The sequence below is a fragment of the Paraburkholderia sp. Ac-20347 genome (assembly GCF_017104805.1).
GTDB classification, from domain to species: Bacteria; Pseudomonadota; Gammaproteobacteria; order Burkholderiales; family Burkholderiaceae; genus Paraburkholderia; species Paraburkholderia tropica.
Map to the genome: position 1 here is coordinate 12704 of NZ_JAAGPN010000030.1, position 12390 is coordinate 25093.

The window sequence follows — 12390 nt, forward strand, 5'->3', positions numbered from 1 at the left end:
CGATCTCGTTTCGGGATGAACGCCTCCTCCACGCCGGTACGAAGCGCGGTCCGCTAACCATTACGGTCGGTCCTGCATTCGCCGCAAAATGGCTGTTGTCATGGATCGATGGTCAAGGAGTCGCCCTGGCGCGCAGCGTCATGGCCAAGGACGATCTCGCGGCGGGTCGGCTCATCGCGCTTTTTCCGCACGAAAAGCTCGTGTCGGAGTTGGCGTACTACATCGTCTATCGGGCAGAATGCGCGACCTCGCCGAAGCTCCAGGCTTTCCGTGGCTGGCTGCTTGAGGAAGCCGGGCTCACGCTTTAGCCACACATCGAATGCCGTTGATCGCCTGCGCCTCACTCTCGAAAGGCCATTCGGCGCCCTGCACAACCGCGCAGTTTCTGCAGTTTGAGCGGTCCGTATTAACAAGAAATCGAGCCGGATTCAGCGCTACTGCGGCGCAGTATTAGATTTAGTGATACTGTCATCTCACATGCTGTTTTTCTGAAATCACCGTCCTACACTGCGATCCAAGGTGCATGAAGCACTGCTCGGAGACAGGAGACGATTGTGAACAGACAGGTGTTACTCGAAGACGTGCCGCTTCGCCCATTCCACGTTGGCGTTGCGTTCAGCGGGACCGGCGGACAGTTCAGCGACGGCTTCGTACTCGGCATCATCGGCATCGCGGTCAGCATGGCCGTCGGCCCGCTGCATCTCGACGCTCTGTGGATGGGATTGCTGGGCGCCGCGTCGCTGGCCGGTCTGTTTCTCGGCAGCATGCTGGCCGGCCCGATTGCCGACCGCTATGGCCGGCGCACCATCTTTGCCTACGACATGCTGCTGTTTGCAGTCGTCTCCGCCGCACAATATTTCGTGACGGCACCGTCACAGCTGCTGGCTTTGCGCCTGCTGCTGGGACTGATTCTCGGCGCCGACTACGTGGTCAGCAAATCGCTCGTGACCGAGTTCTCCCCTCGCCGGTTTCGCGGCCGCCTGTTGAGCGTACTGGCTGCGGCATGGGCCGCGGGTTATGTCGGCGCTTATATTGCAGGGTTCGCCATGCGTGACATCGGCCCCGATGCCTGGCGATTCATGCTCGCGGCAAGCGGTGTGCCGGCACTTCTCATTCTTCCGTTCCGGCTGATCGTGCCCGAGTCGCCGATGTGGCTGATGAAGCGCGGCCGCCGCGCCGAAGCGCTCGCGATCGTGCATCGCCGCTTCGGTGCCGACGTTACGCTCGCCTCCACGGTGCCCGCGACCGCGCAGCACGAAGGCACATGGTCACAACTCTTTTCGCCGCGCTGGCGCAGAAACACGCTGGTCGGCTGCGTGTTCTACACGTGCCAGGTCATTCCCTATTTCGCGCTGGGCACATTCGCGCCGAAGGTCCTCGAAGCGCTGCACGTCAAGGACAAATTCGTGGGCGGCCTTGTCTACAACGTCCTGCTCCTCGCGGGCGCAGTCATCGGCCTGCTGCTCGTCGACCGGATCTCGCGGCGCGCCTTCCTGCTCGGCACGTTCTACCTCGCGGCATTCGGACTTGCCGTGCTGACCTACTCGAATTTCGGCGCGACCGGGACCATGCTTGTTTTCGGTCTGTTTGCCTGCGTGCTTTCAGCGGCGGCGAACCTGGAGTTCGTCTATCCGCCCGAGTTGTTTCCGACGCATCTGCGTGCGTCCGGCGTGGGCCTCGCGGTGGCTTCCAGCCGCTTCGGCTCGGCCATCAGCACGTTTCTGCTGCCGCTTGCCGTACAACATGTCGGCATTCACACGGCGCTGGGTGTTTGCATAGGCGTCCTGCTCTTTGGCGGCATCTTCTGCCAGCTGATGGCGCCCGAAACCGGCAGCGCGAATCTTTCCGATGTGAAATCCGATCAAGCCGAAGACGACGCCACCGAAACGTCCGGCCAGCATGACGCCTCCTTCGCAACGTCGACGCCAGGCGGCAGGAAACGCATCTGACGATGCGCGATGCCGGAACACAGGCACGATCACTCTCATCAGGACACGACATGCCGTCGAACAAACCTCTCGATATACACGCTGTACAGGTCTTCGTCGCTGTGGCGGAAGAAGGCAGCATGTCAGCTGCCGCCGCGCGCATGGGCATCTCGCAGTCGGGCGTATCGCAGATCACTCGACAGCTGGAAGACGATCTGGGCGTCGTGCTCGTCAATCGCACGACCCGGCCAATGGCGCTGACGCCTTTCGGCATTGCACTCAGAAATCGCGGTGCCGTGCTGAGCGAGGAAATCGCCAATCTCAAGGCACAGGTCGTCGAAGCGGGACAAGGCATCAAACCCGATTTGCGCATTGGTCTGGTCGATTCATTCGCTTCGACATGCGGGTCGGTATTTACGAAAAAGCTGCTGGGGAAAGTATCGCAATTGTCGATCCGTACTGGTTTGAGCCCGCAACAGGGCGAAGCGCTACTGCGTCGCGACCTGGACCTGATCGTCACGAGCGATCCGCTGATGGACGCGAACGACGTCGTTCGATATCGACTGTTTTCCGAGCGCTATCTGGTGATTACGCCAAGGAATCTCGATGCTCCCGTGAAGACCATCGACGATCTGAAAACGTTGACGAACCGACTGCCGATCGTTCGCTTCAACCGGACTTCCCAGGTGGGGATGCAGATCGAGCGATACCTCCGGCGTATCGACGTCCGTGCACCGAACCGGCTCGAACTCGATAACGCCGACGCGCTGACATCGATGGTGGCCGAAGGCATTGGATGGGCCATCACCTCGCCCATGTGCCTGCTTCAGGGCATCACGCACGCTGCACGCGTTGCGCCGCACCTGGTCGAGAAACTGGGCCTCGAGCGTTCGCTCTATCTCGTGGCGCGCCGCGACGAATACAACGCATTTTTCGACGACGCGTGCGAGACCGCCCGCGAAGTCATCGAGACATCGTTCATGCCGAGACTCAAAGCGCTCGGCGCGAACATCGAACAACTCATTACTGTTGGCGGAAGGAATGCAAATGAATAAGCTTGCTCAAGGCGAACATCGCATCGAACGTGATTATGTCGGCGAGGTCCCGATTCCCGGCGACAAACTGTATGGCGTGAACACCGTGCGAGGTTTCGATAATCTCACGGTGTCGCCCCTGAATATCGCGCATTACCCCGAATTCAGAAATGCATTCGCCCAGGTCAAATGGGCCGCAGCGCTTGCCAATCGCGATAATGACGTCATCAACGGCGAGCAATGCGAGGCCATCGTCGCCGCGTGCAAGGAAATCATCGAAGGACAATTCGACTCGTCGTTGATCGTCGACCTGATGGAAGGTTCGGGCGGCACGTCGACGAACATGAACTTCAATGAAGTGATCGCGAATCGCGCCCAGCAGATTCTGGGGCATCCAGCGGGCAGCTACGAAGTCGTTCATCCCAATGACCACGTCAACCGCTCGCAATCGACCAACGACGCTTACCCGGCCGCCCTGAAAATCGCCACGTACGCGATGCTCGGGCCGCTCATCCGGGAAGTCACCCAGCTCGCGACGCTGTTCAAGGGCAAGGCGATCGAGTTCGCCGACATCCTCCACCTCGGCCGCACCTGCCTGCAGGATGCGCAACCGATGAGACTGGGCCAGCTGTTCGGCGGCTATGCGTCACTGACCGAACGACTGGCCGAGGAACTCGTTGCAGTACGCGACAAGCTTCGCACGCTTCCTTTGGGCGGCACGGCGATCGGAACGGGATTCGGTGCCCCAGCCGGCTACCGCGCGCTCGTCTACACAAGCCTGAAAGACGTGACAGGCGTGGACTATCAGGCGCCCGCCAATCCGTTCGATGCCATGCAGAACATGGACGTGTTCTCGCGCGTGTCGGCTGAACTTCGCACCTGTGCCGTGTCGCTCGCGAAGGTCGCATCGGATTTGACGGTGCTTTCGTCGGGCCCCGTCGGCGGTGTGGGCGAACTCACGCTGCCGGAAGCGCAAGCCGGCTCGTCCATCATGCCAGGCAAAGTCAACCCGGTGCTGCCGATGGCAATGATCCAGTTGAGCTTCGCCGTGGTCGGCAACGACGTTGCCGTCGCCCAGGCAGTTCAATACGGTGAGCTGGAAATCAACCATTTCGAGCCGGTGGTGGCATCGCGTGTATTCGACAGCGTTTCCCTGCTGACCCATGGCATCCAGCGCTTTGGTGAAAAATGCATCAAGGGCATCAAGGCCGACGTCGAGCGCAATGAGCGGCATCTGATGGAGTCGATGGCCGTGGCGACTGCGCTGGTTCCCAAAATTGGTTATGCTCGCGTCAGCAAGTTGGCACGCCAGTCTGTGGCCGAAGGTCGTTCGCTGGTCTCGATTCTGGACGAGACCGGAGTGCTTTCTCCTGACGACACGATTGCGGCAATTCGTCAGGCTTCACACCCTGTCTTTGGCGATTAGGCATTGAGCCGCGACGGACAGTGACCATCGACCCGGGCGCGCTTCCAGGGTCGATGGCGTACAAAGAGAAACGACAGCATGCTCGGAAAAAATGATCTACTGACACGCCTCGAAGAATGGAAAATTCCGTTCTCATGCGAAGAACACGAACCCATTCTCAACATGGCTGAGTCCAGCACGCTGGTACTCGATTTATCCGGGGCCCGTTGCAAGAATCTGCTTCTGCAGGACAAGAAGGGCCACTATTTTCTGGTCGTGACGACGGCGGAAAAATCGCTGGATCTTGGCATGCTGTCTGAAACGCTTGGCTGCAAGCGACTTTCGTTCGCCTCCGCAGACAAGCTTTTCGAATTGCTGGGCATCCGCACCGGCTCGCTGAGCCCATTCGCGCTGATCAACGACGAGGCGAATCAAGTGCGCCTGTGCGTGGATATTGACCTGGCGAACGAATCAGACTTCCTCTTTCACCCTTTGGAAAACAATGCAAGTGTATTGCTTTCCAGAAATGGACTCGACAGTTTCCTCGCTGCCATTGATCATCCAGCGCAATGGCTGAAACTCGTCGCGCGGGTTGCGGCGTAGCCCACCATTCGGCCGGTCTAGCGCGCCCGCGAACTGGCGAATGTTCTGCTGGATAAAGATCTGGACAACCGGTGACCAGCGGACGATATCGTCACGTCGAATGACTTTGGCGTCAGCGCCCGCTGCGCGAAGCGCTTCAAAATACGCCTCAGCTTAGTCGCGTTACAGATCGAATTCGGCAGTCGTGAGCACTGCTGGGATTTGATCTCACGAGGGACGTGGCCTGCGTATCAACATGAAAAGCTGATGGGTATCAGATAACCGGCTTCGTCATGGTGGTGGCCGGACTGATCGGCGACCTTCGCGGCAGCGGGTCCCCATGTTGCCGCAAGCAGATTTGCGTCCCCATGCCAAACCCTGGCCGAAGCGAGATCGCGTTTTTGACAATCCTGCCAGTTCTGCGTCAGTGGGCGGTCGGTATGGTTCGCGTACACTCGTTTAGCCTGGACATTCGACATAAAACAAATGCGCGGCCTTTTGCATTTCGCTCACCTGTGGATTGGTATCGTCCTCGGTGCCTATTTCGCATTACTGGGTTTAACCGGCAGCACGCTGGTTTTCAAATCGGAGATTGAGCGAGCACTGGCGCCGGATCTCTACAAGGTCGCCACCCCGACGCCCACAACACGTTTACCGCTCGACACCCTGATCGCGGACTTTCAACGAAATCACGCAGGCGTAACCAATTTCTCGATCCAGCTGCCGCAGTCACTCGATGATTCGATGATCATCAACTACATTCCAGCGACGCCGCCCGACTGGCATGGCCGAGTGATCAATCCGTATTCGCCAGTCGCCCCGCCTGTCGCGCAGGGCCGTCACGACAGGCACGAGTTGTTCATCGATCCATACACGGGCAAAGCACTCGGCGAGCATCTTGTAGGCGGGACTTTTTTCTACGTTGTGCATAATCTGCACGCTCACCTGCTTCTCGAAGACATCGGATATACGTTTCACACCTATGCAGTGCTCTTTCTCCTTGTTCTCGTAGCGTCGGGACTTTGGCTATGGTGGCCGTCCGTCGAGCATTTTCGCAAACAATTCAAGGCACGAACGCGCATCAAGTTCGGCGCGAGCATCAAGCGGATTGTGGTCGACCTCCATAATACGATCGGCTTCTACGTATTCGTCGTGCTGTTTTCCATCGTGACGACTGCAACGCTGCATCTATGGCCCAGTGCGGCCAGGTGGTTATTCCTGTCGGTTAACGACAAGCTTCACGATTCATTACGTGCCATTCCCGCCACCTCGACGATTACCGCGCAGCGCGGCCAGGCTTTTTCGACGCTCCCTTATTCGCGCGCCGTGGAACTGGCGCGTTCGGTTGAGCCGTCCCACGTCCCGGTGCGCGTCGACATCGACTCAGGAATAACGACTGTCATGCTCGGCTCCCTGCCGGATCATCTGGTTTCGCCTCGACTGACAAGCGTGAGCTTGCGCGCAACGGGACCCGCCACCATCCAGGTTCAATCTCCCGCTTCCGTGCCGCTCGATGCGCGCATCGACAGCTGGATCATGTTTGTCCATTACGGGCAATGGGGACCCGGTGGCGCGTTCTATTTCATCAAGGCGATCTGGCTCATCGCCGGGCTTTCCCCGACTGTGTTGTTCGTGTCGGGGTGCACCATGTACCTGAACAAGCACGCGGCCAAGCGAAAGGCCGAGCGCAGCCGAAGTCGCAGACCAGTAGAAGATCGGCTCGTATAGCGGGAGTGGGTCCCAGGCACGGTGCAACGAACGACAAGCAACGCGCCGACCTCGTGACACGCTTCCTTTGGTGACAGCACAAAGCCAGCGTAGGCATGGAAATCTCTGAGCGCACTCTGCACCATCGATCCGCCGTGCTCGCCTCAGCCTCACTGACGCGACACCTGCTGTGCAGCATGGAGGCCATCACCGTTACGGCCAACGATAATTAGCCTGGCTCCCTTGTCGCCAGCAAACTGCGCCACTTGCAGCCCAAAACCTGATCTGCCACCCAACAACACAAGAGTCTTGCCTTGCAGAGAGTCGCTCATCCTCATCGGGAGCTCAACACTGCGGCGGCTGACGTGGCAATGGCGACGTCCTGCTCTCCAGAGCCGCCGCTGACGCCAACGGCACCAATGACTTCATTGTCGAGCATCAGGGGTACGCCACCTTGCAGCGGAGTGACGCCAGGTGTGGCCAGAAAGCTCGGCAGACCGCTATTGACGAAATCTTCGAACACTTTTGATGGAGCGCGCAATAGAGCCGCAGTCCGCGCCTTTGCAACGGCTACATGAGTGGTGACAAGTGCAGCGTTGTCGTCGCGCTCAAAGGCGACTAGTTCGCCGCTACGGTCAACCACGGCCACTCCGATCGACACGCCGAAATGACGTGCCTGCTCGTGCGCCAAGGCGATTACATGGCGCGCGCCAGCAAGGGTGATCTGCTGATGGGCGGCGGAAAAATTCCTGGAAGATGAATTGGACATTTCGTAACTGGCGTTGGTATGCGGTTGCCGCAAAACGGAATCCCTGGCCGATGCAGCCTGGCAGCGAATATCTCATCGTATATTGCCGATGCGCGCTCTAAAACGCCGCATTAAGAAATACATTTTCAAATTAACGGAAGGGATAGCTGGCGTATCCCCCACGAAACAGCGGACTCGATCCGCAGGTTTCCGTGATGACGGACTGCGTCATCGAAGTGACCATCTCCTGGAATAGCTTTCGGTGAACCAACACTACCCTTGCGGAGGCACATGTCATCGGAACAGTGTGTGCACAGATAATCCTTGTTCCTGCCGCGCTCATCATCGTAAGCGTCGCCGAGCTAATCTAGACGTTAGAGCTGGTCCACTGTGTGCTGGGGCGGCCGCTTCGAAGATGCTCGACTGTCCCTTGTGAGTCGCGAGCCGACTCTCGCCTCAACTCGATGTGCGCCGCCCTATGCAATACGCATGGGGCGGCACCCGACCAGGAGCAGACGTTCGGCCACTTCGGACACCGGGCGTTCAAACGGCCGCTTTGCGCCGATGACGCGCCGCTCGCCCTACCTATCATTTCCGGAGCGCGCGCCACCGACGCCCCACTCACTCCGTTACGCCGTCGTGACTGAATCAGGCGCGTAGTCCGTACATGGCCGGTGCGCATGCGCGTGAGCGGCGCGAGCACGACGCGGTGATCGAGTTCGAAAGGTCCGACACTGATCGGGCTAAAGAGTTTGTCCATTTTGTTCACGTAGATGTTGATTCAAAGTTCGTAAATACTGCGCGTATCTACACCATGCCGAAGCCCATGACGCGGGCAAGCTCGGCGCTTACCGCAGCGCCAGATAACGGCACGGATCGTTGCATCGACGAAGGGCGGCTAATTACGATTCCCACTGCGATCGAAAGAATGACGAACGCAATCAATGGACGGGATGTCGACACGGCGTTTTTCATGCCACCTGCCGGTCTTCAGCGAGCGATTCGATTCTTGCGATTGCCCGTCCGACCGCCGGGCGATTCGATACAGCGTCGTACCAGCGTTGCACGTTCGGCGCGCCGTCCAGCGTCAGGTCCGGAAATGTCCGGCGCCAGATCCAGCCGAAATGGGCGATGTCAGCGATGGAGAATTCATCGCCCGCGACGAAGGTGCGTGCGGAAAGTACAGCGTCGAGCAATCCGAGCTGACGACGGGCTTCCTGCGCGAAGCGGTCCAGCGTGTGCTCCGACGATCCGGACGGCGCGGAGCGCAGAAAATATCCGGCCTGCCCGAAGGCCGGACTGAGGCCTGACGCATGCACAAACAGCTGCTCGAAGGTGCGCGCGCGCGTCACCGGCTCCTGCGCGAGCAGCGCGCCGTGACGCTCCGCGAGATAGACCAGGATCGCCGCCGACTCGCTCAGCGTGAAGCCTCGCTCATCGTCGCGAAGCACCGGCACCTTTCCATTCGGATTCAAGGCGACGAAATCGGCGTGCTTCTGCTCGCCCTTCCTGACGTTCACCGAATGCAGCTCGTATTGCAGACTGAGTTCTTCGAGCGCGATCGGCACCTTGACGGAATTCGGCGTGGAAAACGCGTAGACCCGATACATGGAATTGACTCCTGAGACCGTGAATGGGATGACGTAACTGTCGGCGATTGGCCTCTGCACCGGAAGCACCGTCGCGGCGATAGAAGTTATTCCGCGCAGGCATGGGCGCGCCTGTGCCGGTCGCGCGGTGTCATCGCGGGGCTATTGCGATCCTTGCGCGGACTGCGGAAAAGCGTGCCGCCCCGCGCTGCGCTCACTGCATCCGGCTGCTGTATAGTTGCGCGGTCGTCCCTACTCCCGAGACCCCGCCCGCATGGATCGTCTGGCCGCAATGGAAACCTTCGTCGCCGTCGTAGAGGCGGGTTCGTTCTCGGCGGCGGCGCGTCGGCTGCAGATTGGACAACCCGCCGTATCGAAGTCGATCGCGCAACTCGAAGACCATCTGAACGCACGCCTCCTGTTGCGCTCGACCCGCGGCCTCACCCCCACCGATGCTGGCCAGCGCTTCTACGAACACGCGTGCCTCGCGATCGAAGAAGCCGATCGCGCGGAATATTCGGTGCGTGAGTCATCGGAGGGACTGGTCGGAAAGCTGCGTGTGGGCGCCGCCGTGACCTTCGCGCGGCTGCACGTCATCCCCGCGCTTGGCGCGTTCCTCGAGCAGCACCCGAGACTCGATGTGGAGATCGTGATGGACGATCGTCCGATCGATCTGCTCGAAGAAGGCGTCGACGTCGCGTTGCGCATGGGCCGACTCGACGACTCCGCGATGACCGCGCGTCGCGTCGCAAGCGGAAAGCGCCTGGTGGTCGGCACGAAGGCGTACTTCGCACGGCATGGCGTGCCGCAAACGCCCGCGGAACTCAGTCAGCATCGGGCGATCGTTCATGCCATGCGCAGCGGTGGAGACGCGTGGGCCTTCGGACACGCGGACGGCACCGAAGTGGCCGTCACGGTCTCGGGCCGCGTTCGGGTGAGCGCGGCCGAAGGAATGCGCGCCGCCGTCCTCGCCGATCTGGGACTGGCCGTGGCCTCCGAATGGATGTTCGCGCCGGAACTCGCGGACGGCTCCGTGCAGGCGGTGCTCACGGACTGGACGCTGCCGGGCGTCGATGTATGGGCGGTCTTTCCTTCCGGGCGGATGGCAACGACGAAGGCGCGTGCTTTCGTCGCCTTCGTCGAAAGCCTGTTCGCGGGACAGACCTAAAACTGGCCTTCAGATTCCGGCCTTGCCGATTGAAGCGCCCCCATCAACGAAAAGCGTCTGCCCGGTGATGAAACCTGCGTCATCGGAAAGCAGGAACGCGATGGCCGCGGCGATCTCTTGCGGCTTGCCGAAGCGCCCCATCGGCACGCCCGACAGATAGCGCTGCTCGCCTTCGCTTCCAGGCGGATTGTTCGCGCGGAACAACTGCGTTTCGGTGGGACCGGGCGCCACCGAATTCACCGTGACGCCTGTCGTTGCAAGTTCCAGCGCCCAGGTGCGGGCGAAGCTCACGAGCGCAGCTTTTGCAGCAGCGTAGGCCGTGCGTTGCGTGATGCCCAGAATGGTGAGGCTGGAGATATTGACGATGCGCCCCCAGCCGCGCTCGCGCATGCCAGGCAAAAACGCCTGCACGGTTTGGACGGCCGGATGAAGATTCACCGAGAAGACTTCGTCGAGCACATCGAGATCGACCGCTTCGACGCGTTGCGGCCGAACCAGCCCGACATTGTTGACGATGCCATCGACACGATGGCGTTGTGCCAACTCGCGCAATGCTACGTTGGTGGCATCGCGATCGCCGAGGTCCAGCGTGATGAGCTTACCAGGAAACGCCGCGTGCGAACGCGCGATGCCGATGACCTGATGCCCCGCCGCGACGAGCCGCTCGCTGAGCGCGAGACCGATGCCTTTGGTCGCGCCCGTTACCAGAAAAGTGCGCTTTGTCATGATGGTCAATTGAGTGAAATAACGTCGGCGAAAAGAAAAACCGCCCGAAGGCGGCGATGACCTGCGCGTTCGCTCACACCTTTGCCTGCGCGCGCTCCAGGACCGGAAACATATCGACCGGATCGGGACGATGCGTGTAATCGGGATTCACTTCCGAATACAGCACGATGCCATCCTGGCCAATCACGTAGCGCGCGGGCATCGACAACGTCCATGACGGATCGGCGTTGAACGCGGGCAGATCGTTTTTCAGGGCCTTGTAGAGATCGACCAGATAATCGGGCAGCGCGAAGCGCAGACCGAACGCGGCACCGACCTCGCCCTTCGCGTCGCTCAACACCGGAAAGCCGAGCTTGTTATCGCGCACGGACTTGCGGCTGTTCACGGGCGTCTGCGGCGAGATGGCCACAACGCTCGCACCGTATCCTTCGATCTGCGGGAGCACGTCGTTGATCGCCTGTAGCTCGATGTTGCAGTACGGGCACCACACGCCACGATAGAACGTGACGACGAGCGGGCCGCGACGCAGCAGCTCCGCCGACGACACGTCGTTGCCGTCCTGATCCTTGAGCGTGAAGCTGGGCGCGCGCTCGCCTGCCTTGATTGCGCGGGTTGCCTGACCGCTTGCGATCAGTTCGGCGGTGGCGCGCTCCATGATCGGGTGAATCTCCGGCGGTGCGTAGTACGGCGCTTTGCCGCCCTTGAAGTCCGCTTTGAATGCGTCGAGTTTGTCCTGCAGTGACATGCCCTTCTCCTGTGTCGGATGATCGAGTGAGGACCTGCGCTCAGGCGCTGGCCGCGACGCTCGTCTGCGGCCTGGTCCACTCGTTGCCCTTCATGAAGGCGTCGTAAGGCGTATGCACGATGTGATTCGTGTAGTTGCTCATCACCTTCGTCGCCACGCCGAGAATCACCTCGAACACGTTGCGGCGCGTGTAGCCGGCGGCGAGGAATGCGTCGATGTCGGCATCGGTAGCAAAACCGCGCTCACGCACCACGACGGTCGTGAAGCGATGCAGCGCTTCGAGCTTCGCATCGGGAAGTTCGGTGCCGGCGCGCAACGCGTCGATCACGGCCGGGTCCATCTTGATCATCTTTGCGAGCGTGCTGTGGCCGGCCATGCAGTAGTGGCAGTCGTTTTCGAAATTCGAGGTCAGATAGACGACCTGCTGTTCGTGCGGCGTCAGCGTGCTTTTCGAAAACAGATCCCAGAGCGCCGAATAGCCGGCCAGCAATTCGGGCGATTCCGCCATGAAAGACTGCAGATTGGGGACGAAGCCGAAGGCTGCTTTCGTGCCTTCGAGCACGGGCTTCGAGTCGGCCGGTGCGGTGTCGATGGTGTAGGCGTTGAAGGTGTTCATCGTTGATTCCTCTGTGGGTTGACGGTGAACACATGATCGGGCGGACGCCGCGCTGCAAGAAGGCAGGCAGCGGTGATAGAACTTATTCCTTCGTGGAATGGCCGGCCACGTTTGCAAGCACCAGCGATACTGTGTTGCCTAT

At 60.2% G+C, this 12390-nt stretch carries 12 protein-coding genes and 2 pseudogenes; 8 read left to right on the forward strand and 6 right to left on the reverse strand.

The annotated features are described in order from the left end of the window. Window positions 1-92 precede the first annotated feature (92 nt). The 6 genes and pseudogenes from G3N97_RS08755 to G3N97_RS08780 form a co-directional block, all read left to right on the forward strand. A pseudogene (locus tag G3N97_RS08755) lies at window positions 93-308 on the forward strand (LysR substrate-binding domain-containing protein); the annotation flags it as partial. A 273-nt stretch (window positions 309-581) separates the two neighbouring features. Then, window positions 582-1949: an MFS transporter gene (locus G3N97_RS08760; RefSeq protein WP_346778037.1), complete on the forward strand. Its 1368-nt coding sequence runs from the start codon at window positions 582-584 to the stop codon at window positions 1947-1949. A 50-nt stretch (window positions 1950-1999) separates the two neighbouring features. Further along, entirely contained in the window at window positions 2000-2983 is a 984-nt protein-coding gene (locus G3N97_RS08765; protein WP_205992863.1) for a LysR family transcriptional regulator, read from the forward strand. After that, window positions 2976-4388, forward strand: coding sequence for an aspartate ammonia-lyase (locus G3N97_RS08770; protein WP_205992864.1), 1413 nt, complete (start codon window positions 2976-2978; stop codon window positions 4386-4388). The genes G3N97_RS08765 and G3N97_RS08770 overlap by 8 nt, the downstream gene beginning before the upstream one ends. Before the next feature lie 78 nt (window positions 4389-4466). Further along, window positions 4467-4970, forward strand: a complete 504-nt coding sequence (locus G3N97_RS08775) for a prolyl-tRNA synthetase associated domain-containing protein (RefSeq protein ID WP_205992865.1) — start codon at window positions 4467-4469, stop codon at window positions 4968-4970. A 465-nt stretch (window positions 4971-5435) separates the two neighbouring features. After that, window positions 5436-6677 carry a PepSY-associated TM helix domain-containing protein gene (locus tag G3N97_RS08780; protein ID WP_205992866.1) on the forward strand — a complete coding sequence of 414 codons (1242 nt, stop codon included), beginning with the start codon at window positions 5436-5438 and terminating at the stop codon, window positions 6675-6677. 313 nt (window positions 6678-6990) lie between these two features. Here G3N97_RS08780 and G3N97_RS08785 read toward each other — a convergent pair whose 3' ends face one another. Further along, entirely contained in the window at window positions 6991-7425 is a 435-nt protein-coding gene (locus G3N97_RS08785; protein WP_205992867.1) for a heme-binding protein, read from the reverse strand. Window positions 7426-7598: 173 nt separating this feature from the next. On the opposite strand from G3N97_RS08785, the pseudogene G3N97_RS40140 reads away from it, so the two are divergent. Next, window positions 7599-7775 (forward strand): annotated as a pseudogene (locus G3N97_RS40140) (DUF2837 family protein); the annotation flags it as partial. 436 nt (window positions 7776-8211) lie between these two features. Here G3N97_RS40140 and G3N97_RS08800 read toward each other — a convergent pair. Continuing rightward, entirely contained in the window at window positions 8212-8379 is a 168-nt protein-coding gene (locus G3N97_RS08800; protein ID WP_205992868.1) for a hypothetical protein, read from the reverse strand. Next, entirely contained in the window at window positions 8376-9083 is a 708-nt protein-coding gene (locus G3N97_RS08805; protein WP_346778034.1) for a glutathione S-transferase family protein, read from the reverse strand. The genes G3N97_RS08800 and G3N97_RS08805 overlap by 4 nt, the downstream gene beginning before the upstream one ends. A gap of 184 nt (window positions 9084-9267) precedes the next feature. Here G3N97_RS08805 and G3N97_RS08810 point away from each other — a divergent pair, with 184 nt between their 5' ends. Further along, window positions 9268-10161, forward strand: coding sequence for a LysR family transcriptional regulator (locus tag G3N97_RS08810; RefSeq protein WP_205992869.1), 894 nt, complete (start codon window positions 9268-9270; stop codon window positions 10159-10161). A gap of 9 nt (window positions 10162-10170) precedes the next feature. Here the strand turns inward: G3N97_RS08810 and G3N97_RS08815 are convergent, their stop codons facing one another. The 3 genes from G3N97_RS08815 to G3N97_RS08825 all read right to left on the reverse strand — a co-directional run bounded on the left by G3N97_RS08815 (window position 10171) and on the right by G3N97_RS08825 (window position 12248). After that, a complete protein-coding gene (locus tag G3N97_RS08815) occupies window positions 10171-10887 on the reverse strand; it encodes an SDR family oxidoreductase (RefSeq protein WP_205992870.1) in 717 nt (238 codons plus the stop codon). Window positions 10888-10960: 73 nt separating this feature from the next. After that, entirely contained in the window at window positions 10961-11632 is a 672-nt protein-coding gene (locus G3N97_RS08820; RefSeq protein ID WP_205992871.1) for a peroxiredoxin-like family protein, read from the reverse strand. A 40-nt stretch (window positions 11633-11672) separates the two neighbouring features. Further along, window positions 11673-12248 (reverse strand): carboxymuconolactone decarboxylase family protein, encoded by a 576-nt coding sequence (locus G3N97_RS08825; RefSeq protein WP_205992872.1) that lies wholly within the window; start codon window positions 12246-12248, stop codon window positions 11673-11675. Window positions 12249-12390 lie beyond the last annotated feature (142 nt).

Coding starts and splice junctions, on each gene's coding strand:
- G3N97_RS08815 (WP_205992870.1), bottom strand. CDS start 10,887: ATGACAAAGCGCACTTTTCTGGTAACGGGCGCGACCAAAGGCATCGGT.
- G3N97_RS08780 (WP_205992866.1), top strand. CDS start 5,436: ATGCGCGGCCTTTTGCATTTCGCTCACCTGTGGATTGGTATCGTCCTC.
- G3N97_RS08820 (WP_205992871.1), bottom strand. CDS start 11,632: ATGTCACTGCAGGACAAACTCGACGCATTCAAAGCGGACTTCAAGGGC.
- G3N97_RS08770 (WP_205992864.1), top strand. CDS start 2,976: ATGAATAAGCTTGCTCAAGGCGAACATCGCATCGAACGTGATTATGTC.
- G3N97_RS08765 (WP_205992863.1), top strand. CDS start 2,000: ATGCCGTCGAACAAACCTCTCGATATACACGCTGTACAGGTCTTCGTC.
- G3N97_RS08800 (WP_205992868.1), bottom strand. CDS start 8,379: ATGAAAAACGCCGTGTCGACATCCCGTCCATTGATTGCGTTCGTCATT.
- G3N97_RS08785 (WP_205992867.1), bottom strand. CDS start 7,425: ATGTCCAATTCATCTTCCAGGAATTTTTCCGCCGCCCATCAGCAGATC.
- G3N97_RS08810 (WP_205992869.1), top strand. CDS start 9,268: ATGGATCGTCTGGCCGCAATGGAAACCTTCGTCGCCGTCGTAGAGGCG.
- G3N97_RS08825 (WP_205992872.1), bottom strand. CDS start 12,248: ATGAACACCTTCAACGCCTACACCATCGACACCGCACCGGCCGACTCG.
- G3N97_RS08775 (WP_205992865.1), top strand. CDS start 4,467: ATGCTCGGAAAAAATGATCTACTGACACGCCTCGAAGAATGGAAAATT.